Raw genomic sequence first — 26,784 nt, 5'->3', positions numbered from 1 at the left:
AAGTTTTTGCAGGATTCAAACCTAAGACAATGGCCTTAGCGGAACCGGCAAAATATTCAATAACCGCAACACCAGTAAAATTATTCCCAGCACCATAAAACCAACGGCTACCAACTGCAAGGTCCGTTTATTATTGCCGGAGGCGGGCAAAGCCGGAAGCACAACAGCTAAAGCAAATAATGCCCAGATACCGGCCTCCACGTAGTCGCGGTGCTGGACAATTGCCAACGCGGCAACTCCTGTAAAGATCAGGGCCGGAAGTATCCGCAAGATCGGATTTTTCATATTCAGAAATTAAGTGGTGTTTTGTTGCTTAAAACAGTACCGTTTCCGGGTAAAAAAGTTAGCGCAATTTTTATTTAACGGAAACAATATTGCCTTAACGGAATATTGTTTGCACCGCTTCCGGATTAGTATTAGATTCGGCGTTGCAATTTAAACTTTTCAAACCCTTAATTCTTTTATGAAACTTTTGAAAAAACTCGGACTGGGTTTTCTGGGCCTGATCGCCTTGTTGATCGCGGTTAGTTTTCTGCTGCCGGGTAAAGTGCATGTGGAGCGCTCGCTTGTAATGAAAGCTAAAGCCGAAACAACCTTTAACCAGGTAAACAACCTGAAAAACTGGGAGAAATGGTCGCCGTGGCACCAAATGGACCCAAATATACAACTCACTTACGAAGGTCCGGAAGCTGGGGTAGGCGCCAAATACAGCTGGACGAGCAACGAAGTTGGCAACGGTGCCCTTACAATTGCTGAAAGCCAGGCAAACCAGACTATTAAAACGGCCATGGATTTTGGTAATATGGGAACTTCTTATGCGATGTACAAATTTGAACCCGTAGAAGATGGAACCAAGGTAACCTGGAGTATGGATTCAGATTGTGCTGATATGCCCTGGACGTGGTACGTGCCTTCTAAATACATGGGTTTATTCATGGACGATATGCTGGGTAAAGATTTCGAGAAAGGGCTGAACAACCTCAAAATCGTGGTAGAAAACATGCCAGCCGCATCAGCTGCTGCTTTTACCGTTGAAGAGAAAACGATACCTGCCCAGCAGGTTCTAAGCATGAAAGCCGTTTGCATCCAGGAGCAACTCTCTGAAAAATTAGGCGAACTTTACGGTAAAATGGCGGCAGAAATGAAAAAGAGCAAACTCGAATTTGCCGGTCACCCATCTGCTGTGTATCACAAATACGACCCAAAAGCAATTGAATTTGAAGCAATTATTCCGGTAAACAAAGCCGGTAAAACCAACGGCGATATTATAGCCAAAGAAATAAAAGGCGGCCCGGTTGCCATTACCACACATTTCGGTCCACACGAAGGCACTTATAGCGCGCACATGGCCATGGATAAATGGCTTACGGATAATAAAAAAGCGTTAAAAGGTTCGCCTTGGGAAGTTTACGTTACCGACCCGGGCAAAGAAAAAGATCCGGCCAAATGGCTCACCGAAATCTATTATCCGCTTTAATTTTATTTACCCTGATTTCCAAAGCCCGCGGCAAAAGCTGCGGGCTTTTTTTATGCAAGTTTCCCCAGGTGCGAACATTATGTTTAGCAAATAAACCATGACACAACAATTTTAGCTGGATGAGGTTAAATAGAACAAACAAAACGCTAGGATTTATGAAGCTAAAACCCGGACTCCTGCAGATACTTTTGCTCTCAATATTGCTACCGTTTTCCTGTTTTGCGCAGGTAGTACCGCCGCCCGATAAACCCAGGGAACCTGAAAACCTGGATGCAGACGTAGCTGGGAAGGTGGAGATCGCAACTTTTGCCGGCGGCTGTTTCTGGTGCACAGAAGCGTACTTCGAGCGTTTACAAGGCGTGCAGCGGGTGGTATCGGGCTATTGCGGCGGCAAAGAAAATAACCCGACTTACAATAATGTGAGCACAGGGAAAACCGGCCACGCTGAATCGGTACAAATCACCTTCGACCCGCAGCAGATTTCTTATGCCGACTTGCTGAAAGTGCACTTTGCCACCCACGACCCGACCACGCTGAACCGGCAAGGGCCAGATGTTGGCAAGCAATACCGTTCGGTGGTATTTTATCACTCGCCCCAACAAAAAAAACAAGCCGAAAATTACCTGGCGCAGCTTAGCAAAAGCGGTAAATACAAAGATAAGATCGTAACGCAACTGGTGCCTTATACCCAATTCTGGCCCGCCGAAACCTACCACCAGAATTATTACGCCAAGAATCCGAAAGACCCTTACGTAGTTTCCGTAGCCAGGCCCAAGGTGCTGAAATTTGAAAAGGAGTTTGCAAGCCGGATGAAGAAAACCGGTAAAAAATGAGGTGGAATATTACCCAAAATTTTCGGCTTCCGTATGCTGCAATCTGAATAAACCAAACCTGATAAAACTATGATCGAATTTATTGTAAACCTGCTGGTAAGTGCGGGTGTCCTGGTGCTCCTGGCTTACATGATGCCACAGATCGAAGTAAAAAGCTTCAAAACGGCTCTTTGGGTAGCATTCCTGATCGGAATTCTGAATGCCACCATTGGCTTGCTCATTCGGTTTCCACTCAACCTGGTAACCTTATTTTTTCTTGAATTTTTGGTTCGGTTAATCGTTACGGCAGTTATAATTAAGCTCGTAGATAAAATGGTAGATAATTTTAAAGTGCATGGATTCTGGCCCGCCTTAATAGTTGCAATTGCGTTGGCGGCAGCCGGAACCTTGGTAGACAGTGCCATGAACGACGATGATCGGGAAAGAATAGAACAGGAGTATTAAACAGAACTTTACTTTACTTCATTTATTACCTGATTACTAAAAATTAAAAAACCTGGCTGTTAAGCAGTTCAGGTTTTTTTTATGCAGAAGGGTAGGGTTCCGGGCAGAAAAACTGTTGTAGCAATAAAGCGGCAAAAGCTTCGGAGTTTAAGTGTGCTTTTTAGAAATTACAATGTTCATGAAGCACAAAAATAATATGAAACAAAGTAAAAATTCTGTAAATCTATTTTAGCTTCGGGGTATCGTTAATGCTATTGCTGAAATTAATCTTTACTAATTTATTTTTTATTGTTTAATTTATTTATATTTCTTTTAAACAAAAATACGTTCTTAAGGTTAAATTTAGCAACCGCTCAGGAAGCGTTTTGTTTAATGGGAAAGCAAAACGGTATATAAAATAACGCTAAAACTATTTTCTATTCATTTTTAATTGGCACCTTTGCACCTTAATTCACTTATCTTGTTCATGTTACCATCTTTTCACGTTAATGCCAGGCGAGGACTTTTGCTCTTGTTTTTTCTGATCAGTTTTTTTCCTTCTTTTGCTCAGAATAAATTTACGATCAGCGGCTACGTACGCGATTCCCGTACCGGCGAAGAACTGATCGGCGCTTCTGTAGCGGTAAAAGAACTGCCAGCAACCGGCGCTGTAACCAATTCCTACGGCTTTTATTCGCTTTCCCTTCCCGAAGGTAAATACACCCTGGTGGCCCAGTACATCGGCTACGAACCCAATCAGAAAGCCATTTTGCTGAATCAGAACCTTAAACTTGATTTTGGCATTTCGGGGCAGGAAAGAACCTTGCAGGAAGTAGAAATTACCAGCACCCGCAAAAATGAAAATGTGGTGCAAACCCAGATGGGCGTTGAAAAACTGGATATGCGCGAGATCAATACCATCCCGGTTTTAATGGGCGAACGCGACGTGATCAAAACCCTACAGCTGATTCCGGGCATTAAATCGGCAGGAGAGGGCAACGGCGGGTTTTACGTGCGCGGCGGCAGCTCCGACCAGAACCTGATCTTGCTCGATGAAGCGCCGGTTTACAACGCTTCGCATTTGCTGGGCTTTTTCTCGGTTTTTAATTCCGATGCGATCAAGAACGTAACGGTTTTTAAAGGCGGTATGCCGGCGGAATACGGCGGGCGTTTATCGTCGGTGCTCGATATTAAAATGAACGATGGCAATAACCAGAAGTTTGGCGTGAGCGGCGGCATTGGTTTAATTTCGTCGCGGCTAAGTCTGGAGGGTCCGATCGTAAAAGATAAAGGTTCGTTCATGATCTCGGCGCGCCGTTCCTATGCCGATATTTTCCTGAAACTTTCATCCGACAGCTCGATCCGCGATTCCCAGCTTTATTTCTACGACATCAATGCCAAAGCCAATTACCGGCTGAACGAAAACAACCGCCTCTATTTATCGGGTTATTTCGGCAAAGATATGCTCGGCTTTCGGAAACTATTCGGCTTTGATTGGGGAAATGCTACCGGTACGCTGCGCTGGAACCACCTGTTCAGCGAAAAAATGTTTTCGAACACCTCGCTTATTTACAGCAATTACTATTATAACGTAAACATAAATGCAGGTACTTCTAAATTCAACATCATTTCCCGCATCAACGATCTGAACCTGAAGCAGGATTTTGAATATTACCCGAATGCGCGCAGCATCGTTAAATTCGGCTTAAATGCTATTCACCACGAAATTGTACCGGGCGCAATCTCTGCCGGCGAATCGAGCAGCATCAACAGTCGGAAACTGCCAAACCGGTATTCCCTGGAAAATGCGGCGTATGTTTCGCACGACTATAAGTTTACCGAAAACCTGAACCTGGCTTACGGCCTGCGGGTTTCCAGCTTCAGCGTTTTAGGGCCGGGTACATTTTATACCAACAACGCTGAAGGCGAACCGATCGATACAACCGTGCATGGTGCCGGGAAATTTGTAAAAACCTACGTGGTGCCGGAACCACGCCTGGCACTGAGTTATATCTTAAGCGAAGTGCATTCGGTAAAAGCGTCTTACGGGCGGAACGCGCAATACCTGCATTTGCTTTCCAATACCACCGCCGGCAGCCCGACCGACCTGTGGCTGCCATCCGGTACGTTCGTAAAACCGGGCATCGCCGATCAGGTTTCCCTGGGTTATTTCCGGAATTTTAAAGATAACCACTACGAATTCTCAACCGAAGTTTATTACAAAAGCCTGAAAAACCAACTCGATTACCGCGACGGCGCCCAGCTGACCTTCAACGAAAACGTGGAAGCCGAATTGCTGATCGGGGAGGGCCGGGCCTACGGCGTAGAATTTTTCCTGAAAAAGAAATACGGTAAATTCAACGGCTGGCTGGGTTATACCTTATCCCGCTCCGAGCGCCAATTTGATGAAATAAACAGCGGAAACTATTACCCGGCCAAACAAGACCGGACGCACGATATTTCAATAGTTGGGATCTATAACCTGAACGAAAAATGGACATTTTCTTCAACTTTCGTTTATTACACGGGCAATGCCATTACGTTTCCGGGCGGTAAATACATGATAAACGGGCGCATAGAAAACCTGTATACCGAACGCAACGCATATCGCATGCCCGCTTATCACCGGCTGGATATTGGCGCAACCTGGATCCGGAAGAAAACCGAGAAATTTGAATCGAGCTGGAGTTTTTCGATTTATAACGTTTATGGCCGCGAAAATGCTTACGTCATTCAGTTCGAGCCTTCGGAAACCGACCCAAGCCGCACCGAAGCCAAACAGGTCGCCTTGTTTAAAATGGTGCCATCTTTCAGCTATAACTTTAAATTCTAATGATACCGAACCTGACTTTTTTTAAGCAAAACCATATAGTTTTGCGCTTTGTTTTATTAGCGCTTTTTCTCGGGCTATCGGCCTGCGAAAAAGTGCTGGATATTGACCTGAAGGATGCCGAACCAAGAATTATTATAGAAGCCAATCTGAGCGATCAGCCAGGGCCTCACTCGGTGATTATTTCCCGCAGCGTGGGTTTTAATGATCTGAACGATTTTCCAATGGTACGCGGTGCAAAAGTTACGCTCACCGATAACGCCGGAAATTCAGAAGATCTCTTAGAAACCAAACCAGGCATATACCAGACCAGCAATTTTATGGGTGTACCCGGCCGTACCTACGTGTTAAACGTGCTGATCGATGGGGTTACCTATAGCGCAATTTCTGTAATGCCGCAACCCGTTCCTATTCTTAAAATCTCCACCGAGCCTTTTCAGTTTGAACCAAGCCGGACAGCCGTGAAATTTGAGTTTCAGGAGCCCGGTGGGATAAAAAATTATTACCGGGCCATGTACCGGGTAAACGATACGCTATCTACCCAAATAAACGTTTTTTCAGATGAATTTAACGACGGGAAATATGTGGATGAAATCCTGATTGATATGGACCTGGAACTTGACCCCGGAGATTCTGTAAATGTTAAACTGCAGGCTATAGATGAATACGTTTTCCGGTTTCACCGGGAACAATCCCGTTTAGACAATTCTCAAAGTTCTTCGCCAGCTAACCCTAAATCTACTTTTACGAACGGCGCTCTGGGTTATTTCAGTGCACATGCTGAAACGAGTGCCGGCATTGTGGTGCCATAATAAACGCTATGGTTTTAAAACCAAAAAGTCTGGCTTTCAAAAGTCAGGCTTTTTTTATTGATTTTCTTTAGTAGTTCATAAAGGAATTACCAGCTTCCAGCCACCTTCGGGCCGAAGCCGTATCCCGAAAAAACCGCGTCTGATACTGATACCGTTGATTCATTTCCAACACCATCTGGCGGAGTATTATTTCGCGGCTCGCATTACTGGATTCTACCCGCCCCAGTTTTTCAAGCCGGCTTTTTGCCAGGCCATTGGTAAGTAAAAATACCACTTCGTTGGCTTCTTCATGACTGGCGTGCAGATCTGCTTCGCTGGCATCTATCAATAAATTGCGGATGTTGTAATTTACCACGTTTTCTACCAGAATACTTACGGAATGAAGAATTTCGGGCAGATATATTGTTTCGATGGTAGGCCAGTTTATGCTTACCAGGTCGTTTTTAACGTCGTAATGGTGTTCGAAATAACGGTCAGCGTGCAGTATCATAGGCAGTATTTTTTCTGATGCATGAATACTTGAATTTTGTTTAAAGCAAAAAAAATACCAGACCTTATTTAAATTGTTAAATATTTTTATATATGAATTACGATCAAAAATTAAAACCTGTTACTTTTTACTGCCAAGCATGCTTAATTTTTTACCCGGCAGTTGGTTAAACCTGCTAATTAAACCGCGTTGGCCACTTAATTTTCGGGAATCTTTTTCCGCCGGAGCCTATACTTTTTAACGCCCGAACCATACCGTTTTTGGCTTTAAAGTTGAGCTTGCCGGAATGGTTTATTACCTGGGAGGCTTTTGCTGGTTTAGCAATTCATAAAACTGGTCCTGAATTTCTTTCAGGTATTCTTCCAGCTTCCGTTGTTCGGTTATATCTTTCAGGTCCAGGATGGCGCCGGTTATTTTGCCGTTATTATCCCGTATCGGTTTTCCGCTTAAAAAAATATGCCGGCCTTCGGGGAATTGTTTATTGCGAATCAGCACTTCGGTTTCTTCTTCGGCAAAGCCCTGAAGCGCCCTTGCTAAAGGCAGGTTTTCAGCCGGGAAAAGGGTAGAACCGTCCGCTTCGTAAATGCCATAAAATCCGGGCCACTGTTTGAGCGGTAAATCCCAGGGACCGGTTCCTAAAAGTTCTTCGGCTTTTTTGTTAAAGAGCAGTATTTGTTCTTCCGTATTCATAATGATCACGCCTTCACCAATACTGGTTAATATCAGCTTCAGGCGTTTTTCATTTTCCTGGAAGCGTTTTTCCAGTTTTTTGCGCTGGGTAATTTCCCGGAAAACGATCACGCCCGCAATCACTTCATTATAAATATCGATTACCGGCCGGCCGGTTACTGCGATCCATTTTCCTTCTTTAAAATAGGAATTCTTCACCAGCATTTCCACGTTATCGGCCGTTTCGCCCTTCAGGGCTTTGAACAGGGGATTCTCTTCCAATGAAAAATAGGTGAGGGCCTCCGATTTATAAAAACCGTAAGTATGATGCCATTCTTCCAGCGGAACGTTTACCGCGCCGGTGCCCAGAATTTCTTCGGCCTGGCGGTTAAATATGAGCAGGTTTCCGTCTTTATCTACCACAATTACGCCTTCGCCTACGTTATCTAAAATGCTGAATAAACGCTGGTGACTTTTCCGGAGTTCTTCTTCCAGTCGTTTGCGTTCGGTAAGATCGGTCTGATATCCAACCATGCGGTAGGGTTTCTCCGCCTCATCCCAAATGGCCATTCCGCGGTCCAGCATCCAGCGGTAGGAGCCATCTTTATGCCGCATCCGGAATTCCACTTCATATACCGGGAGCTTTTTTTCAAAATAATCCTCAATTACTTTCAGCGTTTTTTCGCGGTCATCGGGGTGTATCAGGCCTTCCCAGGCTTCAATGGTATGCGGTATCTCTTCTGCGCCATAACCAAGCATTTGTTTCCACCGGGTAGATAAAAAAAGATAATTGTTGTTGAGGTCCCAGTCCCAGAGGCCGTCGTTTGTACCATGCAGGGCAAGGGCGTAGCGTTCTTCGCTGATGCGGAGTTCTTCTTCCAGTTTTTTGCGATGAGTAATGTCGGTAGAAACAGCTCCCAGCGCATAGATCTTCTGGTCCTGGGTAAAAAGAGGGAATTTCACCGTAATGTAGGTGTGAATACCGTCCTGTTGCAGGTATTTTTCTTCGAAGCTGGCGGGCTGGCCGGTTTTTATGATCTGGTGGTCGTATTGATTCAGTTCGCGGGCAATTTCTTTGGGAAAAAGATCGTAGTCGGTTTTGCCCAGGATATTGCCGGATGTGCGCCCGAAATCTTTTTCAAAATGCTTGTTTACCAACGTATACTTCCCGAGCGTTGTTTTAACGGAAATATTGGCTCCCGAATGATCCAGGATTTCCTGTAACCGGCGTTCATTTTCTTTTATTTTATCCATCGCGATCCGCTTGGTTTCCCGGATCTTATGCTGCAGAACGGATCGGCGGGCAAGCAAATACATGGCAAAAACGTAAGCCAGTACGGCAAACATAGCAGTTCCGGCTTCCTTGGAATAATAACCAGCCTCTTCGCCCTTCAGTTTCAGCCAGCCCAGAATAAGCGGCAGCACCAAAGCCAGGAACCGCATAAAAATGATCTGGCTGGAACTTTCCCCGATCACAATGGCCATGGAACCTTTATCGGGGCGGGCAAATAAAATACCAGCGCTTAAAAAAAGGAAACAGGCTGCCGTTTGCGGCGTCATGGGTAAATAGGTGGTAACCGTGTATAAAGTTGAAATTCCATAAACGTAACCATAAAGGGAAATCAGGGCAAGCAAGCTCGATAAAATGGCCAGGTACTGCGAAGGCCGACGTCCGCCGTTGGTTTCATAGTTAATAAAAATCAGCGCCGATCCAAGAAGAATAAAATTGATCGCGGTATTGGGCGGGATGCTGTTGGTAATTTTGAAACGCGATTCATAAAGTTCGTTGCTGAAAAGAATCTGGTCGAAAGGAAAATTTAGGCCGGTCACCAATACAAGTAATTTCAGCGCTCCCAGCCCGATCATGAAATAAGCCAGCATGTTGGCCTGTTTGTTGTAGCGGTTCAGATTCCGTTCCTGCCTCAGATATAAAGCTATTGCCGCTGCAATAAGCCCCAGTGCTGTAAAAGGGTTCATGGCTACGCTATCTGGCCGGCGCTTCAGGAAATCGAGATCAACCAGCCATCCGATCAGGGTCAGGCAGGCAATTAACACTACCAGTACGCATAAAATCCGGGATACCAGACGGAGCCGCCGGTAGGTTTTGGGAGTAGGAGAAGTATACTCTGTTAGTTCCATAAAAGAAATACCGGCTTTTGAAGCAGCAACGGAATATCTCTTTAATAGCTATTTTTTAATAAAAGGTTTTGTTCCCGATATTTTTAATGAATTGGCGCGTAGGTTCTAAGCTTGATTTAAATTTTAATCTGGCAAGAATATAGTTCACCGGAAATTTCTGCAAACTAAAAACGGTATCCTTTTAAGCTTCAAAAGTATGTTCAATGCGGTTGGAACTTTTATTAAGATATAGCCTTAATTGGTAAATGTTCAAGCCTTTTCAGCGGCAATGTTTTCCGAATATTTAAGTCCTATAATTTATATTATGATAAATAGAAATTTTAACTATTCTCTCCTGAACTAATTCTATCCTTTCCTGAATCTTTTTCAGAGTGAATCAGTTTTAAATATAGCCTTTCGGAATATAGCCCTTTCTCGAGAAAAGCTTTACATTCGAACCGCTGAAACACTATGGTTTTACCATCTAAAACTGCCTTATGAATTTGCTCACCATATTACTATCCGGTTTGTTGTTGCTCACCAATCCGGACTGGCTTACCAATTTTGAAAAAGCCAAAACCGAAGCCAAAGCATCCCATAAACTTATCCTGCTTAATTTTTCCGGGTCTGACTGGTGTGGCCCCTGCATTAAGCTAACGCGGGAAGTTTTTGAAAGCCAAACCTTCGATGTTTATGCCGATGCGAATTTAGTGCGGGTAAATGCCGATTTTCCGCGGCAAAAGAAGAACCAGCTCAGCAAAGAACAAACCAAACACAACGAAGCCCTCGCTGATCAATATAACAAAGCTGGCATGTTTCCGTTAACCTTGCTGCTTGACGAGTACGGCAAGGTGTTGAAAAAATGGGAAGGCAATCCGGGCTTACAGCCGCAGCAATTTGTAGAGGCGATCAAGCAAGTTAAAAAGTAAAAAAATGCCGGGTGTTCAGTTGCTTTCTCCGGTTACAGAAACCACGCTGCACAAGCGGGTACTTAAACTCATGGGCAACCGGTTCGAATTCAGCGTTGCGCACGAAGATCCCACTTTTGCCCAAACCTGCCTCGATGCGGCCGTAACCGAAGTGCAGCACCTGGAAAAACTGCTAACCACCTTTTCTGAAACCAGCCAAACCTCGCAGATCAATGCCATGGCTGGAATAAAACCAGTAAAAGTAGATCCGGAAGTTTTTGACCTGATTGCCCGCTCCATCCGCATTTCAGAACTGACTCAGGGCGCGTTCGATATCACGTATGGTTCGGTAGATAAACGGCTCTGGAATTTCGATACTTCCCTTACCGCCCTCCCCGATCCGGCAACTGCCCGCGAAATGGTGAAACTGGTGAACTACCGCAACATGATTTTAGACCCGCAAAACCATACCGTTTTTTTGAAAGAGAAAGGCATGCGCATAGGCTTTGGCGGTATTGGCAAAGGTTTTGCCGCCGAAAAAGCGAAAGCCGTTTTGGTGGCCATGGGCATAAAAAGCGGCGTGGTAAACGCAGCCGGCGACCTTTGTGTCTGGGGAAAGCAACCCAACAACCAACCTTGGACCATCGGCATTGCCGATCCGAACGCCAAGCACCTGCCCTTTTCTTCCTTTCAGCTAACCAACGCCGCTGTGGCAACTTCCGGCGATTATGAAAAATTTGTGATGATCGGTGGCAAGCGCTATTCGCACACCATCGATCCTAAAACGGGCTTGCCGGTTTCGGGATTGAAAAGTGTTACGGTTATTTGCCCCAACGCCGAACTGGCCGATGCGATGGCTACTCCCCTGCTGGTTTTGGGTTTAAAAAAAGGCCTGCACCTGGTAAACCAAATGAAACACATTGCCTGCATTTACATCGATGAACAGGACAGGGTACACACTTCGGCCATTATTACCGTAAACAACCCAAAAACACCATGAAAAACCGGATCGCTTTGCTTTTTTCGGGCGCAATTTTACTGGGGCTTTCTTCCTGCCAGTCGGTAAAGGAATATAATAAAATGTATCTCAACGATTCAGAAATGGCCCTCACAGCGCGCAAAACCCAGAAATCGGAGATGAATTTTATGCTCTACCGCGAAGGCGCTTCAGGTGCGAACGGTGGAAAAACAGGTGGTGGCTGCGGTTGTAATTAATCTATAAAACGGTATCGGAAACCATGCAAAAACTTTTCCTGGGCGCCAGCGCTTTTTACCTCTCTATTGTCTGCAGTTTCGCCCAAAGTCCTGCGCCCGATTCTGCTGCTTACCAATCCCGCAAACTGAAACTGGACGAAGTGGATTTTGTATCGAGTTATTACGTGCAGGACGGCAACCATTCGGCGGTAACGGGCGGCAAAGGCGACGAACATTTAACGGATTTTGCCAACGCGCTGCAACTTAATTTTTTAAGAACGGATTCCCGGCAGCGCCTGCATACTTTTGGCCTTGAACTGGGGATCGATCATTACACCTCGGCTTCTTCCGATAAAATCGATTCTACCACCATTTCCTCTGCTTCCAGCGCCGATACGCGTTATTATCCGTCGCTATCCTGGAGCATGCACGACGAACCGAAACATTATACCGTAGGTGTCGGGCTTTTATTTTCGACCGAATACGATTATTTTTCTTCCGGCGCGTTTGTGAGCTATTCTAAGTTTTCGGAAGATAATAACAGGGAACTGGGGTTGAAATTCAACGTTTTTCTGGATTCCTGGAAAGTGATCTATCCGGTGGAATTGCGCGGTTTTGACACGCCCACGGGAAGGATTGAAAACCCGGCCGCCCGTGGCACCAAACCCCGCAATACTTACAACGGCTCATTTTCGCTCCTTCAAGTGATCAGTAAAAGGCTGCAAGTGGCTCTGCTGGCTGATGTGGCGTACCAATCCGGGCAATTGGGGACCTTGTACCAGCGGGTTTATTTTACCGACGGGAGCCACAACGTAGAACGTTTGCCGGAAAGCCGCTTTAAATTACCAGTCGGTTTGCGGTCCAATTATTTCCTCGGCGATAAGATCGTCTTCCGAAGCTTTTACAGGTATTATACTGACGACTGGGGTATAAGTGCGCATACGCTGGAACTGGAAGTTCCCTATAAATTCTCGCCGTTCTTCTCTGTCAGCCCTTTTTACCGGTATTTCACCCAGACAGCTGCCGATTATTTTGCACCATACAGACAACACCAGGCCAGCGAGGAATTTTATACTTCCGATTTCGATCTATCGGCTTTCGACAGTCATTTTATTGGCACTAACGTGCGTTTCAATTCTGCGAACGGCATTTTAGGCATCAATCATCTGAATACACTGGAATTGCGTTATGGCCATTACAGCCGCACCAATGGTTTACAGGCGAATATAATTACGCTGGCCGCTACGGTAAAATAAACCAACGCTTTGCCGGTTTTCAAGGATTTTCGAGCAAAGCTACCAGCACTTTTAACGCTTAAAACATAGCGTTTTTGTGGGTTAACTATTTTTCAGACCAAAAAACATAGCGTTTACAAAAAGCAGGCATAAAAAAAGGAAGCCTTTTGGGCTTCCCTTTTTTTCATTTAAATTCAGAAATTATTTCTTTTTCGTTTCGTCCATTTTCTTGTTCATTTTCTCCACGTCAGCCATCCGGCCAAGTTTCATGTAGATCTGAGAAAGTGAGTTCATGGTGGCGCGGTCAGTTGGTTCAAGTTTATGCGCGGCTTCGAAATACGGAAGTGCCTGCTGGAACATGCCTTTGGCCTGCGCTTCTAATTTAGGACCCTGCTTCTGGTAAGTGGCATAATCCATTTTCGTGGTTCTGTTGTAGATCTCAGCGCCTTTGTTGAACTGGTAAACGCCTAGGTTATACTGGGCATCGAAATTGCTTGGATCGGCTTCTACGGCTTTTTTGTAGTTGGCAAGGGCATTCTCCGGGCTTTTGTTCTGATCGTGCAGCGTACCTAAAACTGCGTACAGGTTCGATTTTTTCTTCGGGTCGGTTTCAGCGGCAATGGCGGCATCTAATTTAGAAATCGCTTCTTTACCACGGCCTGAAGAAATTAAAAGGCTTGCTTCAGAAACCATCAGATCTTTATCGTTCGGGAATTTGGCGCGGGCTTCTTCTAATATCTTCAGCGTTTCGGGATTATTCTTTTCAACCTGCTGCGTGATATCGATCATGCGCTTGTAATGCGCCAGCGGCTTGTGGTTCAGGCTGATCAGTTTGCGATACGTTTCCTTGGCTTTCGGATAATCTTCTTTCGCTTCGGCCGCATAAACGGCATAAACGTAAGCCGTGGTATCGTTCGGACGCATCTGGGCAGCTGTCATGTACGTTTCCAGTGCTTTGTCGTACATTTTATCGTTATAAAAAGCTACCCCTTCGTTTACGATCACCCCGTAAAGACCATCGCGTTTGGTGGTTGCAGTTTTAGAAAACTCACCATTCGGCTCCATTTTCAGGTATTTGTCGTAAGCATCATAGGCAATTTTAGAAGCATCAGCCGGGGCGTTTTTCTTATAAACCGGGCTTTCCATCAGGCCGGTATAAATTTCACCTTTGTAGAACCAGGTTTTAGGCATGGCCGCCGATTTCTCGTTGGTGCTGGCCTGGTCGATCTCCGTTTTAGCTTTATCCAGACGACCGTTGCGGTAATCGAGAATAGCGCTGGTAAGCATAGCTTTTTGAGCGAAAGCTACCTGCATGCTTAAACCGGCAACAAGAGTCAAAACAACTTTTTTCATTTTTAGAGTTATGTTGGTTAGTTGAGTTTTATACTTAAAAATCGTACCGTTTTTTAATTTTCACTGATCGCATCCGGATTTAACAACTCCGGATCGTTCACTTCCGGGTTCAGCGACTGATCGGCCGGCAGCTCCGACTGATCCAAAACTGCTTCTTCCAGGTCCTCAGCCTTATCTTCCACGTCAATTTTAGCTACCGAAGTAATTTCGTCGCCTTCATTCAGTTTCAGTAAGCGCACGCCTTGCGTAGCCCGGCCGATCACGCGCAGATCTGCAACCCGCAAACGGATGGTAATGCCCGATTTGTTGATGATCATCAGATCGTCGGAATCTACCACGCCGTGAATTGCCACCAGTTTACCGGTTTTCTCGGTAATGTTCAGCGTTTTCACCCCTTTACCACCACGGTTCGTGATCCGGTATTCCTCAATTGGCGAACGTTTCCCGAAGCCTTTTTCCGAAACCACCAGCAGGTTCATCTGATCGTTATTGATACAAACCATGCCTACCACTTTGTCGGTTTCATCGGCTAAAGTTACCCCGCGCACACCGGCGGCGTTACGGCCCATGGAACGCACTTTGCCTTCGTTGAAACGAACTGCGCGGCCTGAACGCAATGCTAACACAATATCGTCGGAACCGCTGGTCATTTGCACGTCTAACAAACGGTCGCCTTCGTTAATCGTAATCGCATTAATGCCATTGGTTCTCGGGCGGGAATACGATTCTAAAGGAGTCTTTTTAATAACGCCCTGTTCGGTGCAGAAGATCAGGTAGTTATTCAGAATATAATCCGGGTTTTTCAGGTTGTGTACGTTCAGTACCGCCCGGATCTTATCATCTTTCGGAATGTTGATCAGGTTTTGAATGGCGCGGCCTTTGGAAGTCTTCGCTCCTTCCGGAACTTCGTAAACTTTCATCCAGAATAAACGCCCGAGCTCCGTAAATAACAATAGGTAATTATGGGTGCTGGCGATGAACAGGTGCTCGGTAAAATCGGTTTCCTTAGACGTGGAAACGCCACGGGAACCAACTCCTCCTCTACTCTGGCTCCGGTATTCAACCAGCGCCGTACGTTTAATATAGCCTTCGTGCGAAATGGTAATAACCATGTGCTCATCCGGGATCATGTCTTCCATGCTGAAATCAGCCGAAGACATTTCGATGGAAGTGCGACGGGCATCGCCGTAACGGTCCTGGATCTCTTTCAGTTCGTCTTTAATGATCTGCATCCGGAGTTCCTCGCTGCCCAGAATTTCAGTCAGGCGATCGATCAGGGTCATGATCTCGTCGAATTCTTTCTGGATCTTATCGCGTTCCAGACCTGTAAGGCGCTGCAGACGCATATCCAGAATGGCACGGGCCTGAATATCCGATAAATTGAAACGTTCGATCAGACCATTACGGGCAATCTCCGGGTCGCGCGAGCTGCGGATCAGGTTAATTACTTCGTCCAGGTTATCGAGCGCGATCAGTAAACCTTCTAAGATATGTGCGCGTTTCCGGGCTTCAGCCAGTTCAAATTCTGTACGGCGGATCACCACTTCGTGGCGGTGCTCAACAAAATATTTGATCAGCTCTTTCAGGTTCAGCGTCATCGGGCGGCCTTTTACCAGCGCCACGTTGTTTACCCCGAAAGAAGACTGTAACTGCGTGTATTTAAAGAGGTTATTCAATACCACGTTTGGCATGGCATCGCGTTTCAGATCGTACACAATGCGCAAACCGTCACGGTCCGATTCATCGCGTAAATCCGAAATACCTTCTATCTTTTTCTCGTTAATCAGGGCAGCCGTTTTCTCGATCATGGCGGCTTTGTTCACCATGAAAGGAATCTCGGTAATAATGATCTGCTCTTTACCGCTTGGCAAGGTTTCGAAAGAAGCTTTGGCCCGCAGAATTACGCGGCCGCGGCCGGTTTCAAATGCTGAGCGCACGCCTTCGTAGCCGTAAATAATGCCACCGGTCGGGAAATCAGGGGCGGTTATGTACTGCATCAGTTCACTGATCTCGATCTCAGGGTTATCGATGTAAGCATGAATGCCGTTCACTACTTCGGTTAAGTTGTGCGGCGCCATGTTGGTGGCCATACCTACTGCAATACCGGAAGTACCGTTAATTAATAAGTTCGGCAGTTTGGCCGGCATTACGCTCGGCTCTTCCAGCGAATCATCAAAGTTCGACTGAAAATCTACGGTATCTTTTTCCAGATCTGCGAGCAGTTCGTCGGCAATCCGTTTTAAGCGGGCTTCGGTATAACGCATAGCCGCCGCAGAGTCGCCGTCTATAGAACCAAAGTTACCCTGACCATCTACTAACGGGTAGCGTAATGACCAGTCCTGGGCCATGCGTACCATGGTTTCGTAAACGGAAGAGTCGCCGTGCGGGTGATACTTACCGAGCACCTCCCCTACGATACGCGCCGATTTTTTATATGCTTTGTTGTAAGATACGCCCAATTCACTCATCCCGTAAAGTACGCGGCGGTGAACCGGTTTCAGTCCGTCGCGGACATCAGGAAGGGCGCGGGAAATGATTACGGACATCGAGTAGTCGATGTAGGCGCCCCGCATTTCATCCTCAATATTGATAGGTATTATTCGTTCGCCTTCGGCCATGGAATTTGATATAGCTATTTGTTGTAAATCTTTGTTTTGTAATAGAGGGCAAGTTAGCTAAAAATATACGTTTAGCCTACTTTATTTGCGCATTTTGCTTTCATCCCGGTGCGGTGCCACGCCGTCTTTGGTTGGCTTTGGCAGCTTCTCTCCTATGCGCGGGTTCTGCTTTTTGTGCCATTTCGAACCCCGGAATTCGCCTTTGCCGTGGCGGTGTACCATCCGCACTTCGCAACTCGAAATCGGGCACATTGGCTTACAGCCTGTGAACAGAAAGCCTGAAAACGCTAGGAAAATTACCCCGAAAAGTACCGGGCGGGAATGAATGAGAAATGCCATGCAACTGCTTTAAATATGCGCGAAAGTACTAAATAATAACGAATTCCGGCTTGTTTTCTTATCTGCTGCTTTATATTATTTTGCTTCATTCCCCACCCTTTTAAAGCTCCCTTGCAGCCCCAAAACGGTAGCCTTTTGAGGCACAAAACTAAGGGATTATAAAATAAAGAAAACCGTATAAACCACCACGATCAGCGGGAAAAGCAGGCGTTCGTAAATGCCGACTGCCTGGGCTATTTCGCGGCGGCCCGTTTGCTTGCTATAAAGCCAGTATTGCAGAATAGATGAAGCAATAAGCGTGGTGATCATGATGTAAGTGAAAATGAAAATATTGTCGGAAATACTGGCAAACTGGCTGGGCGGTTTATAAGCCGAAAAATAAAGGGCAATAGCAGACAAAAGAGCCGTAACCTGAATAGCAGCCAAAGCTTCGAACTCCCGGATGGGAATAAACGCCGATAAATAAGTGATCATGAGAATAGCCAGCAACGGGGTAAGCGTTTTCAGGAAAAAATCTACCTTGGCGCGTTTCAGTACATAGGTGAAATTAAACTGGTAATTCGGAATGTACCGGTGTGTGTTTATGAATTTGTTGCTGGATACGATCAGGGCTTCTTCTGAGCCAACGTAATTACTCTGGTAAAGCCAGCCCGGCGAATCAAATACCGTATCGCGGCGAGGTCGGCTGGCCGGTTGCATCAGAAGAGGTTTGTAGGCACTGTTGGTTTGCAGTGAAATCGTAAATTGCTGCTCATCGAACGGGTACCGGCGCAGATCGGGTTTAAAATGAAAATTGCCCGAAACCTGGTAAAGGTAATTGTAGATAGTTGGTTTTCCTGATACAGAGTCCGCTTTTAGCAGTTTCAGGGCCAGAATAGGCTGATGGTTGTTCTCGTTACGAACCGTATTCGAAAAATCGAGCTGCGAAATGTTAACCGGCGAAACGGAGCTCAAGCTGAGAAAGAACCTGGCTGCGAAGGTTTTATCTACATCATTTACCTGGTTCAGCTCCACCATATCGATGTTGGTATAAAGCACCTGAGCGGGTTGGTAAGCAGAATCGGAGATCACATACTGCTGGGGCGCCAAAAGCAGGTTCATGGAGCCGGCCGGTTTCCAGCCAAGCAAAATTTCGCTTACTAAAACATGTTCTTCATTAAAATACCAATCCGAAAACCACCCGTGGTAGATCCGTTCTCCGTTAATGTAGTGCTGCAAACCCCGGGTGATCTTTTTCCGCATGTCAACCGGGTCGCCGTGATTTTCCAATTCGGCAGCTTCTTTCAGCAACCCGATCGCGTCGGCGTGCAAACCGCCCAGCCCCAGCCTGAATTCGCTTTTCCGGTCAGGCTTCATTTCCAGTTTATTCTTAGAACGGTAAAGCTGCTGCCGTAAATTCAACACGCTCGGAATACCGAACACGCTGATATCGTACAGTTCAGTTTGCTTATAAGCATCGGGTTCCATTTCAATTTCAGGAATATCTACAAAAGCGGAGAAAGCCGGAATGTAAAGCTGATGATCGGCCAGGGTTTGCAGTACTTTACTGGTATGAACCGGGTATGCCGAAATGATGACAAAATCGGTTTTAGTGGCTTTTACTGCCTCTGCCAGCGCCTGCAGCGTGTCTGGTGAGAGTTTAAAGCGCAAGGGATACCATTTTTCCTGCACTATGGTGTATCTGGTATCCGATCTATGCATTAATTTCAATTCGTCCAGCAAAGCTTCGGAATAAACATCACCAGAATTGGCAATTACCATTACCCTTCGGGCCTTTGCCTGAAGCAGGCCGTGCAGAATAAAAGCGTTTTGTTTTACCCCGGTTTCATAGCTAAACATGTTGTTATAGCCTTTAGCAACTTCCGGCACCGAATATCCCCCGATAAATGCAACGCCGGCCTTGCCCACCAGCTCTGTCAGGGCCTGCACTCGCGTAGAACTCCAGCACCCCAGATAAGCCACCAGGTTTTCGTCGTTTATGGTTTCACGTACTACTTTATAAGCAGTTTTCCGGCTGCCCCCATCGTTCAGGTATTTGATCTTTAAAGTGCCGCCGGCAAATCCGCCTTGGTCGTTAATTTCTTTTACCTGTTTATCGATCATGAATTTTACCACTTTCAGGTCTTCCGGCGAAAGGTTTATGGCATTGTAAAGCACGCCAATGGTATATGTCTGGCGGAAACGGCCTTTTAAAAACTGGTAAACACCCGTACCGGCCAACACCAAAAGCGCAATTCCCAGCAACAGGAATGCGGTAAACTGGGTAAGATGCCGGGGCGTTTTCAGATGCATTTGGGTACCGTTTTCTTTCTGAATATTCGTGGTTTATAGAGCCGGACTGAAACTGTTGGAAAAGCTATAACCAGCGAATAAAAATGGAAAATCCCAGCACAATGAGCGGGAAAAGCAAACGCTGATAAACCAACGCGAGGCGTTTGATGAAATAATTGCGCCGGTACATCACGTATTTCAGGATCGAGGTAGCCAGCAACGTGGTGATCATGACATACGTGAAAATGAAGATTTTATCGGAAGTGGTGGCATACTGCATTTCGGGTTTATAGGTAGAAAAGTAAAGGGCAATGGAAGAAAGTAAAGCCGTAACCTGAATTGCGCAGAGCGTTTCGAATTCACGCGGTGGAATAAAAGCCGAGAGGTAGGAAATAATAAGAATGGCCAGCAAAGGCACCAGGGTTTTTAAGCTGAAGTCGATGCGGGCCCGCTGCATTTCGTAAACATAACTGAATTTGTAGGATGGAATATTCCTTTGCATGCTGCCGAAATTGCGGTCTACGGTGATAATATCCTGGTCGTAGCCCACGTAATTGTACTTGTAATTCCAGCCGGAAACTTCAAAAATCGTGTCCCGGAAGGCTTTGTCTGGCGGCTGAACCAGGAAGGTTTTCAGCGCGTCGCTGGTTTGCAGGGTTATTGGAAACTTCTGTTCATCGAAGGGGTATTTTTTCAGGTCGGGGTTAAAGGTAAATTTTCCCGAAACTTTATAGAGGTAATGTTGAAAGTTGTTGCCGCCCTGGTCTTTTTTCCGCCGCACTACTTTGGCTTCTATCAGCGGCTGCTGGTTTATTTTGTTGCGTTCGGCGTTCGTAAAATCAATGTTTTTAATGTTCAGATCGCGCACCGAACTTAGTTCGAGGTAAAAAGTGGCGTAGAAGCTTCCTTGTTCGTCGTTTATCTGACTGATATCAAGCAGGTCGAGGTTGGCATAAAGTACGGGCGCTTTGCGGTAACCGCTGTCAGAATCGGTGCGCAGGTATTGCTCGGGGGCCAGCAAAGGGTAAAGAAACCGGGGCGGTTTCCAGGCCAGCAAGGGTTCTCCGCCAAAGGCCCGTTCCGAAGAAAAATACCAATCGGCAAACCAGCCCCGGTAAATCTGCTGGCCGGGCATAAAGGCTTTTAATCCCGCAACGATCTTTTCCCGAATATTGGCTTCGGGTGGCAAATCTGATTTAGAAGCCGCCTGTTGCAACAAACCGATCTCATCGGCCAGGCGTCCGCCAAACCCGAGCTGAAATTCCAGCTTAGGCCCCTCAGGGATCTTGCCTCGAAAAGCGGCATGTTGCTGCTGTAAATGCATGTTCAGCACCCCCGGAATACCCACCGGGTTGATGTCGTACAGTTCGGCTTGCCGGTAAAAAGGGCTTTGGGAATTGATCTGCGTAATATCGGTAAGACCGCAAAAAACCGGTATCCGCAAGCCTTCTTTCCACAGCGCAGGCAGCAGGCGGTTTGAACTGCGCTGCTCCAGGGAAAGCATCAGGAAATCATTTTTCTCTTTGAGTTCGCTGGCAAGTTTCCGGGTTTCGGCTGCCGTAAAACGGTAGCCTTCCGGGTACCAAAACCGGGAGGTAACCTTAAAACCGGGTTCTTTGGCAGCCAGCGCTTCCATTACTTTAAGAAGCGCTTCCGAATACAGATCGCCCTTTTTTCCGATAAATGCAGCTGATCCGGATTTTTTCTTCAGAAGCTCCTGTAAAACAAACCGCACATCCCGCATGCCCACTTCAGAACTGTAAATATTCGGATAAGCGGTAGTGAGGTTTGTGAGGGAAAAAGAACCAATGAAAGCTACCTGATGCTGCGCCAGGATCGGGGCAATTGCCAGCGTGCGCAGGGAACTTTTGCAACCAATATAAGCGATCAGTTTTTTATTCTGAATGGTTTGCCTTACCTGTTTTTTTAATAATCCGGGACTGCCTTTATCGTCTAAATAAATTGCTTCTACGGAGTGGCCGTTTATCCCACCTTCAGCATTCACACTTTTAATTTTTTCACCTACTATGTATTGGATCGCTCTTAGATCGGCCGGCTCCAGTTCAACCGAATTTACAATGATGCCAATCTGGTAAGTTGGTTTGTAAAGCGGCCGAAAATACCGGAAATAAAGAACCCCGATCAGTACCGTTGCAGCTGCGCCAACCAGAAACCAAACCTGCTTTCTGCCCGAAATAAAACCATGCGCAGACCGAATATCCATACGCCCCTCTTTTATGCGCTGCCTTCATGCTACAATCCGGAATATCCAAATGCTTTGAATTGAAAACCAGGCTTTTATTTATACGAAATGGCGCGTAAAAGAGCGTTGCGCACTACAAAAAAAGTCAGGCACCAATCAAAAGAACGGGCAGTTTTACAGGCCCAAAGGCTACCAATTTTCTTTCCGGTTTTAATTGGCTCCGATAAGGCTCCGATTGGAATTTACCAAACGGTAGGGTTGCAGCCTCAAAAAGTCTGGGAAGTAAAAAATATTCCGAAGTTTATTTTAAAGCGAACCTTAGAACTGAAAGTAAATGAAAGGCTGAATGGCGGCGGTTTTTACCTGGTAAAGCCCCAGAATAATGAGTACGATCATTGCCGCTTTGGCCAGATCGGGAAGATAACCGAACCAGTCGCCCAGGCGGGTTTTCTGCGGTACCGGAATAAAATGCACGATATAGGCGATCAGCATCAGCAGGAAAACTTCTTTATAGGCAACCAGCATTTGCGGGATCAGGTGCGGCTCGAAATGGTAGGCGATCTGGCTTAAAACCTGGTTCACAATATCGAGGTTATCGGCCCGGAAAAAGATCCAGCAAAACGCTACGAAATGGAAGGTTAAAACTCTTGCCCATAACCGGCTGAAAAACGATTTTCCTTTACCATCGCTGCCGGTAATTTCCATCCAGCCTTTATGTAAAGCCAGCGCCACGCCGTGCAAAGCGCCCCAGATAATGAATTTGATGTGGGCCCCGTGCCAAAGGCCTCCTAGCAGCATGGTAATAAACAAATTTACGTATTGCCGCACTTTGCCTTTCCGATTACCGCCCAAAGAAATATAGAGATAATCTTTGAGCCAGGTTGAAAGCGAAATGTGCCAGCGGCGCCAGAACTCAGTGATATTCTGCGAAATATACGGGGAATTAAAATTGATGGATAGCCGGAAGCCAAGCAGCAATGCTACCCCAATGGCAATATCGGTATATCCCGAAAAATCGCAGTAGATCTGGATGGTATAGCCATAAACGCTCATCAGGTTCTCGAAGCCCGTGTAGCTGACCGGCGACTCAAAAACCCGGTCTACAAAGTTGCTGGAAATATAATCGGAGATCAGGATCTTTTTGATCAGGCCGGCCAGGATCAGGAAAATGGCGCGGTTAAATTCGTCTTTCGTCAGGTCGTATGGCTTGTAGATCTGCGGCACAAATTCCGAAGCGCGCACAATGGGGCCGGCTACGAGCTGCGGGAAAAAGCTCACGAAAAAGGCAAAATCCAGGAACCGATCTACGGGTTTAATAATGCCGCGGTAAATATCGATGGAATAACTGATGCTCTGAAACGTGTAAAACGAAATACCGACCGGCAGAATGATGTGCGTAATATCCAGGTTAGAGCTGGTGAAATAGTTGGTCATGTAAGCCAGGTAATCTACCGGCTGATACGTAGTGCCGAAAAGTGCATTGAAAAACCCGGAAAGAAAATAGGAATACTTAAAATAACAAAGCAAGCCCAGGTTCATGCACAAACTGATGAAGACGAAAAACTTTTTGGAAGCTTTTGAGTTTGCCCGGAAAATCTGCCAGCCCATCACGTAATCGATCACGGTGGTAAGCAGCAAGAGCACAAAGAAATACCCGCTCGATTTGTAATAAAAAAACAAACTGAACGCGAACAAAAATAAATTCCGTGCGGTGAATTTGCGATACGTAAACTGAAAAACCACCAGCACCAGTCCGAAGAAAAACCAGAACAAGGCCGTAGTAAAGATCATCGGATGCTCGGGCTGGAATTTCAGCAGTTCCTTTAAATTTTCAAGTATATTTTCAAGCATAAAATGCTATAATTTTTGCGATAAAAAGTCGTGAAATAATTAATGGTCGAAACCTGTTAAATACCACTGATAATAGCCATAAGCTAAGTTTCCAAATAATATTATAGTACATATGGACCGAAGGATTTTCAAAACTTTGTTATCCTTTTTAAGAAAGGAATGGAGATAAATAAATATTCCTACTGTGGACAGTGCTGTTACTTTAATACCATTTTGAAGATAGTCCCATTTCCAATTCTTTTTGGTAATATCTAAGTGATAAAAATTTATATAATCTTCGGGCTTTTGTAAAAAATCATAGGCATCAGAAGTATTAATGACTAAAAGCAGTATCAAAAGAATGAAAGCGAATGTGCTTCCAAATTCTTCTAACATTGAAAAAGCGCTTTTGATTTTAATCATTTTTATATCCTTCCATCAGCGCCTCAAATAAAAGATCGCCCTGCAGGCGGTAGCCTTTGCCGGTTAAATGAACTTTGTCTTTGGCGGCCAGGCCGTTCAATTGCCATTTTACTACCGAGCGCAAACCACCCATGACGTGGTAAAAATTCCAGACGGCGCTGCCGGTTTCTTCGGCCAGTTCGTAAATTTTAGCGGCAGCTTTTACGTTGTTGTAATTCGGGTATTTGCGCTGCCGGTAATTATCGCCGGGCGTGGTGAGCAACACCGAAGCGTGCGGCGCGGCTTTCTGAATGCGCTGCAGCAAGGTGCCGTAATTTTGCTTGAATTTTTCCGGGTTGAAGATCTTGCCGTACGCATCGTTCGTTCCCAAAGAAACTATGATCAGGTCAGGTTTAATGGCCGCCAGGTTTTTTTCGAAAGCATTGCTGCTCCGCAAAAAAGAAATAACCTCTGCCCCGTTCACGCCCAGGCTCGAATAAACCAGACCCGGCCTTTCATTTTCCAGGCTGATGCCCTGCAAGGTAAAATGCTTCTGGCGTGTAAACTTTTTCAGAAGCAACACTTGTATTTCTGTAACTTCTTCGGGCAAAATGAATTCGGCAAAACCAAGCGTATCGGTCCTCACGGGTTGATAATTTACGCCCGCAGCCTGCACCATTACCGCAAACTGGGTCAGGTCTTGCACCGGATAAAAAACGCGTACCTTGCTAACCGGAACGCTATTGTTTTGAATCGTAAAAGTCGCGCTGCTGTCCACGGTTTCAGCCACGATGCCGGCCAGGCCCCAGTTGCAATTTTGCGCGTATTGCACATTTTTACAGCCGTCCCAAACACCTGTAAATGTTACCTTATAATTCCAGGGATTATTGGTTCGGGCCAGCGGATACGGAAATACAAAACCCCGGCCACCATTTCCCAAAGCTTCAGGATCCTGTAAAAGCGAACGCATTCTACCCGAAAAAATATCGGCCTGAATATGCGAATCGCCGATGTGCACCACGTTCACTTTTTGCCGTGTACCGGCTCTCAAAGAATCCAGGGCGCGGTAAAAAGTTTGCATAGCCAGCGAATCTTTTACTTCAATTTTATTCAGACCGTATTTTATAAAACCATATTGCTGCGCGAGTTTCGGTGGCTCAAACCCTACCGTTTTCCGCTTTACCGAATCGGCCGGCAAACCGAAAACCATGCCGGCCATAAGCAAACGGACAGCCAGTACAATACCAAAAACCTTACTTGCGGCTGAATTGCTCATATTCGTACATCAGGCTTTTAAACAGCATTTCGGCTACCAGTTGGGCTCCTTTCGGGGTGAAGTGGGTAAAATCTTTGTTGGCCAGGGCCGGTTTGGCAAACACCCAGCTCGGCATGGAATCTTTACCGCCCATAGCCGTATACAGGTCCCAGAACGCGCAACCAGCTTTAAAGGCAGCGTTGCGCTGCGCATCGCGGATCTTTTCTACGTTCGGATACGTGGTGTAAACTTCGCCTTCTTTCCGGGAAACGTCCGAAACGCCTACTACCAGAATGCTGGCTTCGGGCGCCAGCTCCCGCAATAGTTTCAGCTGTGTATAGAATTGTTTTTCGTAATAACCGTAATCTTTGATCACGTGCGGCACTACGTTTACGCCGTATTGCAAAATGATGAATTTCACGTTGAGCTGCTGAAATTGCACGCGCAGCGTTTCTTTGTTCATCCGCACGAATTCCGTTCCCGAACTTCCCCGGAAAGGCATGTTATCGATCACCACGCCCGAATTGCAGTCGAGCGCCGCGCCGTAAAATTCCGGACTTTGGGTGCCTTCAAAACTGAGCCTGATTTTCTTGAAATTTCCCGTGAAAGGCATTTCAAAAACGGAGGGCTCGGTGGTTACCGGCAGTTCATAGGTTTTGATGCTGTCTTTCCGGATTTGAACGTTCAGTTTAACCGGCGCCCCCGGATTGGAATATAGCAATTTGAAATTCTCGAAACGGCTGTCGCGGGCGTAGGCGCCGGGTGCTTTGGCGTATTCTACCCAGATATTCGAACGTTTTTTGGTAATATATTTCGGTTGGCGGCGCAGGCTGTCGGTGGCCGCGGTATCGCCGGGAATGGTTTGGGTGTAGCTAAAGGAAAAATTAAAGTAACTGCCCAGAATGCCGTAATGATGCGGCGCTTTTTTGCGGTAATCGGGCCCGTAGGCGCGCATTCTTTTCCAGGCATCGTCGCTGTTGATCTGGATGGAAGTGCGGTTGCCGAGGGCGTCCTGCAACGGCACCAAGCCCACGCCGCACCCGCCAAACCGGTTTTGAAACTTGTTTCGCAGGAAAGCCGTGATCCGGTCACCTTCGATCTGGGAGTCGCCGTAATGCAGTGCCCGCACCAGTTCTTCGGAGTTTCTTAGGTTTTGCAAATGGCGGAAGAAACTGAAAAGCGCGGTGTCGTTGCCGGCCGGGAACTGAATTTTAAAACGGCTTTCGAGCGTATCGGCCTGCGCAGTTTTTGGACCGGAAACCCTACCGTTTTTCGCGGTGGTTGCTTTTTCTTCGGCCGGCGTAAATTTTTTCTCAATATCCGAAATGTCCGCGTATTGTTTTCCTTTGGTATCGAGCAGGCTTTCCAGGGTGAAAAAACGCAAGGAATAACCGTTCGGCAGCGGAATACTGGCGGGCAGAAAAAACAAAGCTACGGCCAGCAGCACACCCACGTAAACCAACAAAAGCAAAGACCGGTACGGCTTGATCATAAACGCAACAGGGGAATTTCGGGCTGCAAATA

Annotated in this window: 21 protein-coding genes; 9 read left to right on the top strand and 12 right to left on the bottom strand. The window is 46.3% G+C overall.

From position 1 onward, the window contains the following. Positions 1–21: 21 nt before the first annotated feature. Positions 22–285, bottom strand: coding sequence for a hypothetical protein (locus I5M27_RS08565; protein WP_200505780.1), 264 nt, complete (start codon positions 283–285; stop codon positions 22–24). 178 nt (positions 286–463) lie between these two features. On the opposite strand from I5M27_RS08565, the gene I5M27_RS08560 reads away from it, so the two are divergent. The 5 genes from I5M27_RS08560 to I5M27_RS08540 all read left to right on the top strand — a co-directional run bounded on the left by I5M27_RS08560 (position 464) and on the right by I5M27_RS08540 (position 6,375). Beyond that, positions 464–1,477: an SRPBCC family protein gene (locus tag I5M27_RS08560; protein ID WP_200505779.1), complete on the top strand. Its 1,014-nt coding sequence runs from the start codon at positions 464–466 to the stop codon at positions 1,475–1,477. A gap of 155 nt (positions 1,478–1,632) precedes the next feature. After that, positions 1,633–2,310: a peptide-methionine (S)-S-oxide reductase MsrA gene (msrA, locus tag I5M27_RS08555; RefSeq protein ID WP_200505778.1), complete on the top strand. Its 678-nt coding sequence runs from the start codon at positions 1,633–1,635 to the stop codon at positions 2,308–2,310. Between the two features lie 69 nt (positions 2,311–2,379). Continuing rightward, positions 2,380–2,754 carry a phage holin family protein gene (locus I5M27_RS08550; protein ID WP_234462448.1) on the top strand — a complete coding sequence of 125 codons (375 nt, stop codon included), beginning with the start codon at positions 2,380–2,382 and terminating at the stop codon, positions 2,752–2,754. Positions 2,755–3,220: 466 nt separating this feature from the next. Beyond that, entirely contained in the window at positions 3,221–5,566 is a 2,346-nt protein-coding gene (locus I5M27_RS08545) for a TonB-dependent receptor (protein WP_200505777.1), read from the top strand. 41 nt (positions 5,567–5,607) lie between these two features. Next, on the top strand, positions 5,608–6,375 hold the full coding sequence (locus I5M27_RS08540) for a DUF4249 domain-containing protein (protein ID WP_200505776.1): 768 nt from the start codon (positions 5,608–5,610) through the stop codon (positions 6,373–6,375). Positions 6,376–6,442: 67 nt separating this feature from the next. On the opposite strand, the gene I5M27_RS08535 is transcribed toward I5M27_RS08540, so the two are convergent. Next, positions 6,443–6,865 (bottom strand): hypothetical protein, encoded by a 423-nt coding sequence (locus I5M27_RS08535; RefSeq protein WP_200505775.1) that lies wholly within the window; start codon positions 6,863–6,865, stop codon positions 6,443–6,445. A gap of 294 nt (positions 6,866–7,159) precedes the next feature. Further along, a complete protein-coding gene (locus I5M27_RS08530; RefSeq protein ID WP_200505774.1) occupies positions 7,160–9,673 on the bottom strand; it encodes a PAS domain S-box protein in 2,514 nt (837 codons plus the stop codon). A gap of 476 nt (positions 9,674–10,149) precedes the next feature. Between I5M27_RS08530 and I5M27_RS08525 the strand changes: the two genes are divergently transcribed. Genes I5M27_RS08525 through I5M27_RS08510 form a run of 4 tightly spaced genes read left to right on the top strand, consistent with a single transcriptional unit; the run spans position 10,150 to position 13,010 of the window. Then, positions 10,150–10,581, top strand: a complete 432-nt coding sequence (locus tag I5M27_RS08525; RefSeq protein WP_200505773.1) for a thioredoxin family protein — start codon at positions 10,150–10,152, stop codon at positions 10,579–10,581. Between the two features lie 4 nt (positions 10,582–10,585). Further along, positions 10,586–11,560 (top strand): FAD:protein FMN transferase, encoded by a 975-nt coding sequence (locus I5M27_RS08520; RefSeq protein ID WP_200505772.1) that lies wholly within the window; start codon positions 10,586–10,588, stop codon positions 11,558–11,560. After that, a complete protein-coding gene (locus tag I5M27_RS08515; protein ID WP_200505771.1) occupies positions 11,557–11,775 on the top strand; it encodes a DUF4266 domain-containing protein in 219 nt (72 codons plus the stop codon). The genes I5M27_RS08520 and I5M27_RS08515 overlap by 4 nt, the downstream gene beginning before the upstream one ends. Positions 11,776–11,798: 23 nt before the next feature. Then, entirely contained in the window at positions 11,799–13,010 is a 1,212-nt protein-coding gene (locus I5M27_RS08510) for a DUF3570 domain-containing protein (RefSeq protein WP_200505770.1), read from the top strand. Between the two features lie 180 nt (positions 13,011–13,190). Here I5M27_RS08510 and I5M27_RS08505 read toward each other — a convergent pair whose 3' ends face one another. The 9 genes from I5M27_RS08505 to I5M27_RS08465 form a co-directional block, all read right to left on the bottom strand. Then, entirely contained in the window at positions 13,191–14,342 is a 1,152-nt protein-coding gene (locus I5M27_RS08505) for a tetratricopeptide repeat protein (RefSeq protein WP_200505769.1), read from the bottom strand. Positions 14,343–14,395: 53 nt separating this feature from the next. Beyond that, positions 14,396–16,960 carry a DNA gyrase subunit A gene (gyrA, locus tag I5M27_RS08500; RefSeq protein ID WP_200505768.1) on the bottom strand — a complete coding sequence of 855 codons (2,565 nt, stop codon included), beginning with the start codon at positions 16,958–16,960 and terminating at the stop codon, positions 14,396–14,398. 81 nt (positions 16,961–17,041) lie between these two features. Then, positions 17,042–17,299 carry a hypothetical protein gene (locus tag I5M27_RS08495; RefSeq protein WP_200505767.1) on the bottom strand — a complete coding sequence of 86 codons (258 nt, stop codon included), beginning with the start codon at positions 17,297–17,299 and terminating at the stop codon, positions 17,042–17,044. Between the two features lie 156 nt (positions 17,300–17,455). Then, positions 17,456–19,591: an ABC transporter substrate-binding protein gene (locus I5M27_RS08490; RefSeq protein ID WP_200505766.1), complete on the bottom strand. Its 2,136-nt coding sequence runs from the start codon at positions 19,589–19,591 to the stop codon at positions 17,456–17,458. Positions 19,592–19,655: 64 nt separating this feature from the next. Continuing rightward, positions 19,656–21,794, bottom strand: a complete 2,139-nt coding sequence (locus I5M27_RS08485) for an ABC transporter substrate-binding protein (RefSeq protein WP_200505765.1) — start codon at positions 21,792–21,794, stop codon at positions 19,656–19,658. 297 nt (positions 21,795–22,091) lie between these two features. Next, complete coding sequence (locus I5M27_RS08480; protein ID WP_200505764.1) at positions 22,092–23,624, bottom strand: MBOAT family O-acyltransferase; 1,533 nt, start codon at positions 23,622–23,624, stop codon at positions 22,092–22,094. A 39-nt stretch (positions 23,625–23,663) separates the two neighbouring features. Beyond that, entirely contained in the window at positions 23,664–23,999 is a 336-nt protein-coding gene (locus I5M27_RS08475) for a hypothetical protein (protein ID WP_200505763.1), read from the bottom strand. Between the two features lie 19 nt (positions 24,000–24,018). Beyond that, positions 24,019–25,281: a GDSL-type esterase/lipase family protein gene (locus I5M27_RS08470; protein ID WP_200505762.1), complete on the bottom strand. Its 1,263-nt coding sequence runs from the start codon at positions 25,279–25,281 to the stop codon at positions 24,019–24,021. Continuing rightward, positions 25,259–26,752, bottom strand: a complete 1,494-nt coding sequence (locus tag I5M27_RS08465) for a GDSL-type esterase/lipase family protein (RefSeq protein ID WP_200505761.1) — start codon at positions 26,750–26,752, stop codon at positions 25,259–25,261. The genes I5M27_RS08470 and I5M27_RS08465 overlap by 23 nt, the downstream gene beginning before the upstream one ends. Between the last annotated feature and the right edge of the window lie 32 nt (positions 26,753–26,784).

Origin of the sequence: Adhaeribacter terrigena (genome assembly GCF_016623615.1) — a bacterium.
In the GTDB taxonomy this organism is placed as follows: Bacteria; Bacteroidota; Bacteroidia; order Cytophagales; family Hymenobacteraceae; genus Adhaeribacter_A; species Adhaeribacter_A terrigena.
The sequence above is the reverse complement of the archived record's forward strand: the minus strand, read 5'-3'. Positions and strand labels throughout refer to the sequence as shown.

Bases quoted from the DNA above. Each gene is read 5' to 3' on its own strand.
- I5M27_RS08565 (WP_200505780.1), bottom strand. From the start codon at position 285: ATGAAAAATCCGATCTTGCGGATACTTCCGGCCCTGATCTTTACAGGA.
- I5M27_RS08560 (WP_200505779.1), top strand. From the start codon at position 464: ATGAAACTTTTGAAAAAACTCGGACTGGGTTTTCTGGGCCTGATCGCC.
- msrA (WP_200505778.1), top strand. From the start codon at position 1,633: ATGAAGCTAAAACCCGGACTCCTGCAGATACTTTTGCTCTCAATATTG.
- I5M27_RS08550 (WP_234462448.1), top strand. From the start codon at position 2,380: ATGATCGAATTTATTGTAAACCTGCTGGTAAGTGCGGGTGTCCTGGTG.
- I5M27_RS08545 (WP_200505777.1), top strand. From the start codon at position 3,221: ATGTTACCATCTTTTCACGTTAATGCCAGGCGAGGACTTTTGCTCTTG.
- I5M27_RS08535 (WP_200505775.1), bottom strand. From the start codon at position 6,865: ATGATACTGCACGCTGACCGTTATTTCGAACACCATTACGACGTTAAA.
- I5M27_RS08530 (WP_200505774.1), bottom strand. From the start codon at position 9,673: ATGGAACTAACAGAGTATACTTCTCCTACTCCCAAAACCTACCGGCGG.
- I5M27_RS08525 (WP_200505773.1), top strand. From the start codon at position 10,150: ATGAATTTGCTCACCATATTACTATCCGGTTTGTTGTTGCTCACCAAT.
- I5M27_RS08520 (WP_200505772.1), top strand. From the start codon at position 10,586: ATGCCGGGTGTTCAGTTGCTTTCTCCGGTTACAGAAACCACGCTGCAC.
- I5M27_RS08515 (WP_200505771.1), top strand. From the start codon at position 11,557: ATGAAAAACCGGATCGCTTTGCTTTTTTCGGGCGCAATTTTACTGGGG.
- I5M27_RS08510 (WP_200505770.1), top strand. From the start codon at position 11,799: ATGCAAAAACTTTTCCTGGGCGCCAGCGCTTTTTACCTCTCTATTGTC.
- I5M27_RS08505 (WP_200505769.1), bottom strand. From the start codon at position 14,342: ATGAAAAAAGTTGTTTTGACTCTTGTTGCCGGTTTAAGCATGCAGGTA.
- gyrA (WP_200505768.1), bottom strand. From the start codon at position 16,960: ATGGCCGAAGGCGAACGAATAATACCTATCAATATTGAGGATGAAATG.
- I5M27_RS08495 (WP_200505767.1), bottom strand. From the start codon at position 17,299: ATGGCATTTCTCATTCATTCCCGCCCGGTACTTTTCGGGGTAATTTTC.
- I5M27_RS08490 (WP_200505766.1), bottom strand. From the start codon at position 19,591: ATGCATCTGAAAACGCCCCGGCATCTTACCCAGTTTACCGCATTCCTG.
- I5M27_RS08485 (WP_200505765.1), bottom strand. From the start codon at position 21,794: ATGGATATTCGGTCTGCGCATGGTTTTATTTCGGGCAGAAAGCAGGTT.
- I5M27_RS08480 (WP_200505764.1), bottom strand. From the start codon at position 23,624: ATGCTTGAAAATATACTTGAAAATTTAAAGGAACTGCTGAAATTCCAG.
- I5M27_RS08475 (WP_200505763.1), bottom strand. From the start codon at position 23,999: ATGTTAGAAGAATTTGGAAGCACATTCGCTTTCATTCTTTTGATACTG.
- I5M27_RS08470 (WP_200505762.1), bottom strand. From the start codon at position 25,281: ATGAGCAATTCAGCCGCAAGTAAGGTTTTTGGTATTGTACTGGCTGTC.
- I5M27_RS08465 (WP_200505761.1), bottom strand. From the start codon at position 26,752: ATGATCAAGCCGTACCGGTCTTTGCTTTTGTTGGTTTACGTGGGTGTG.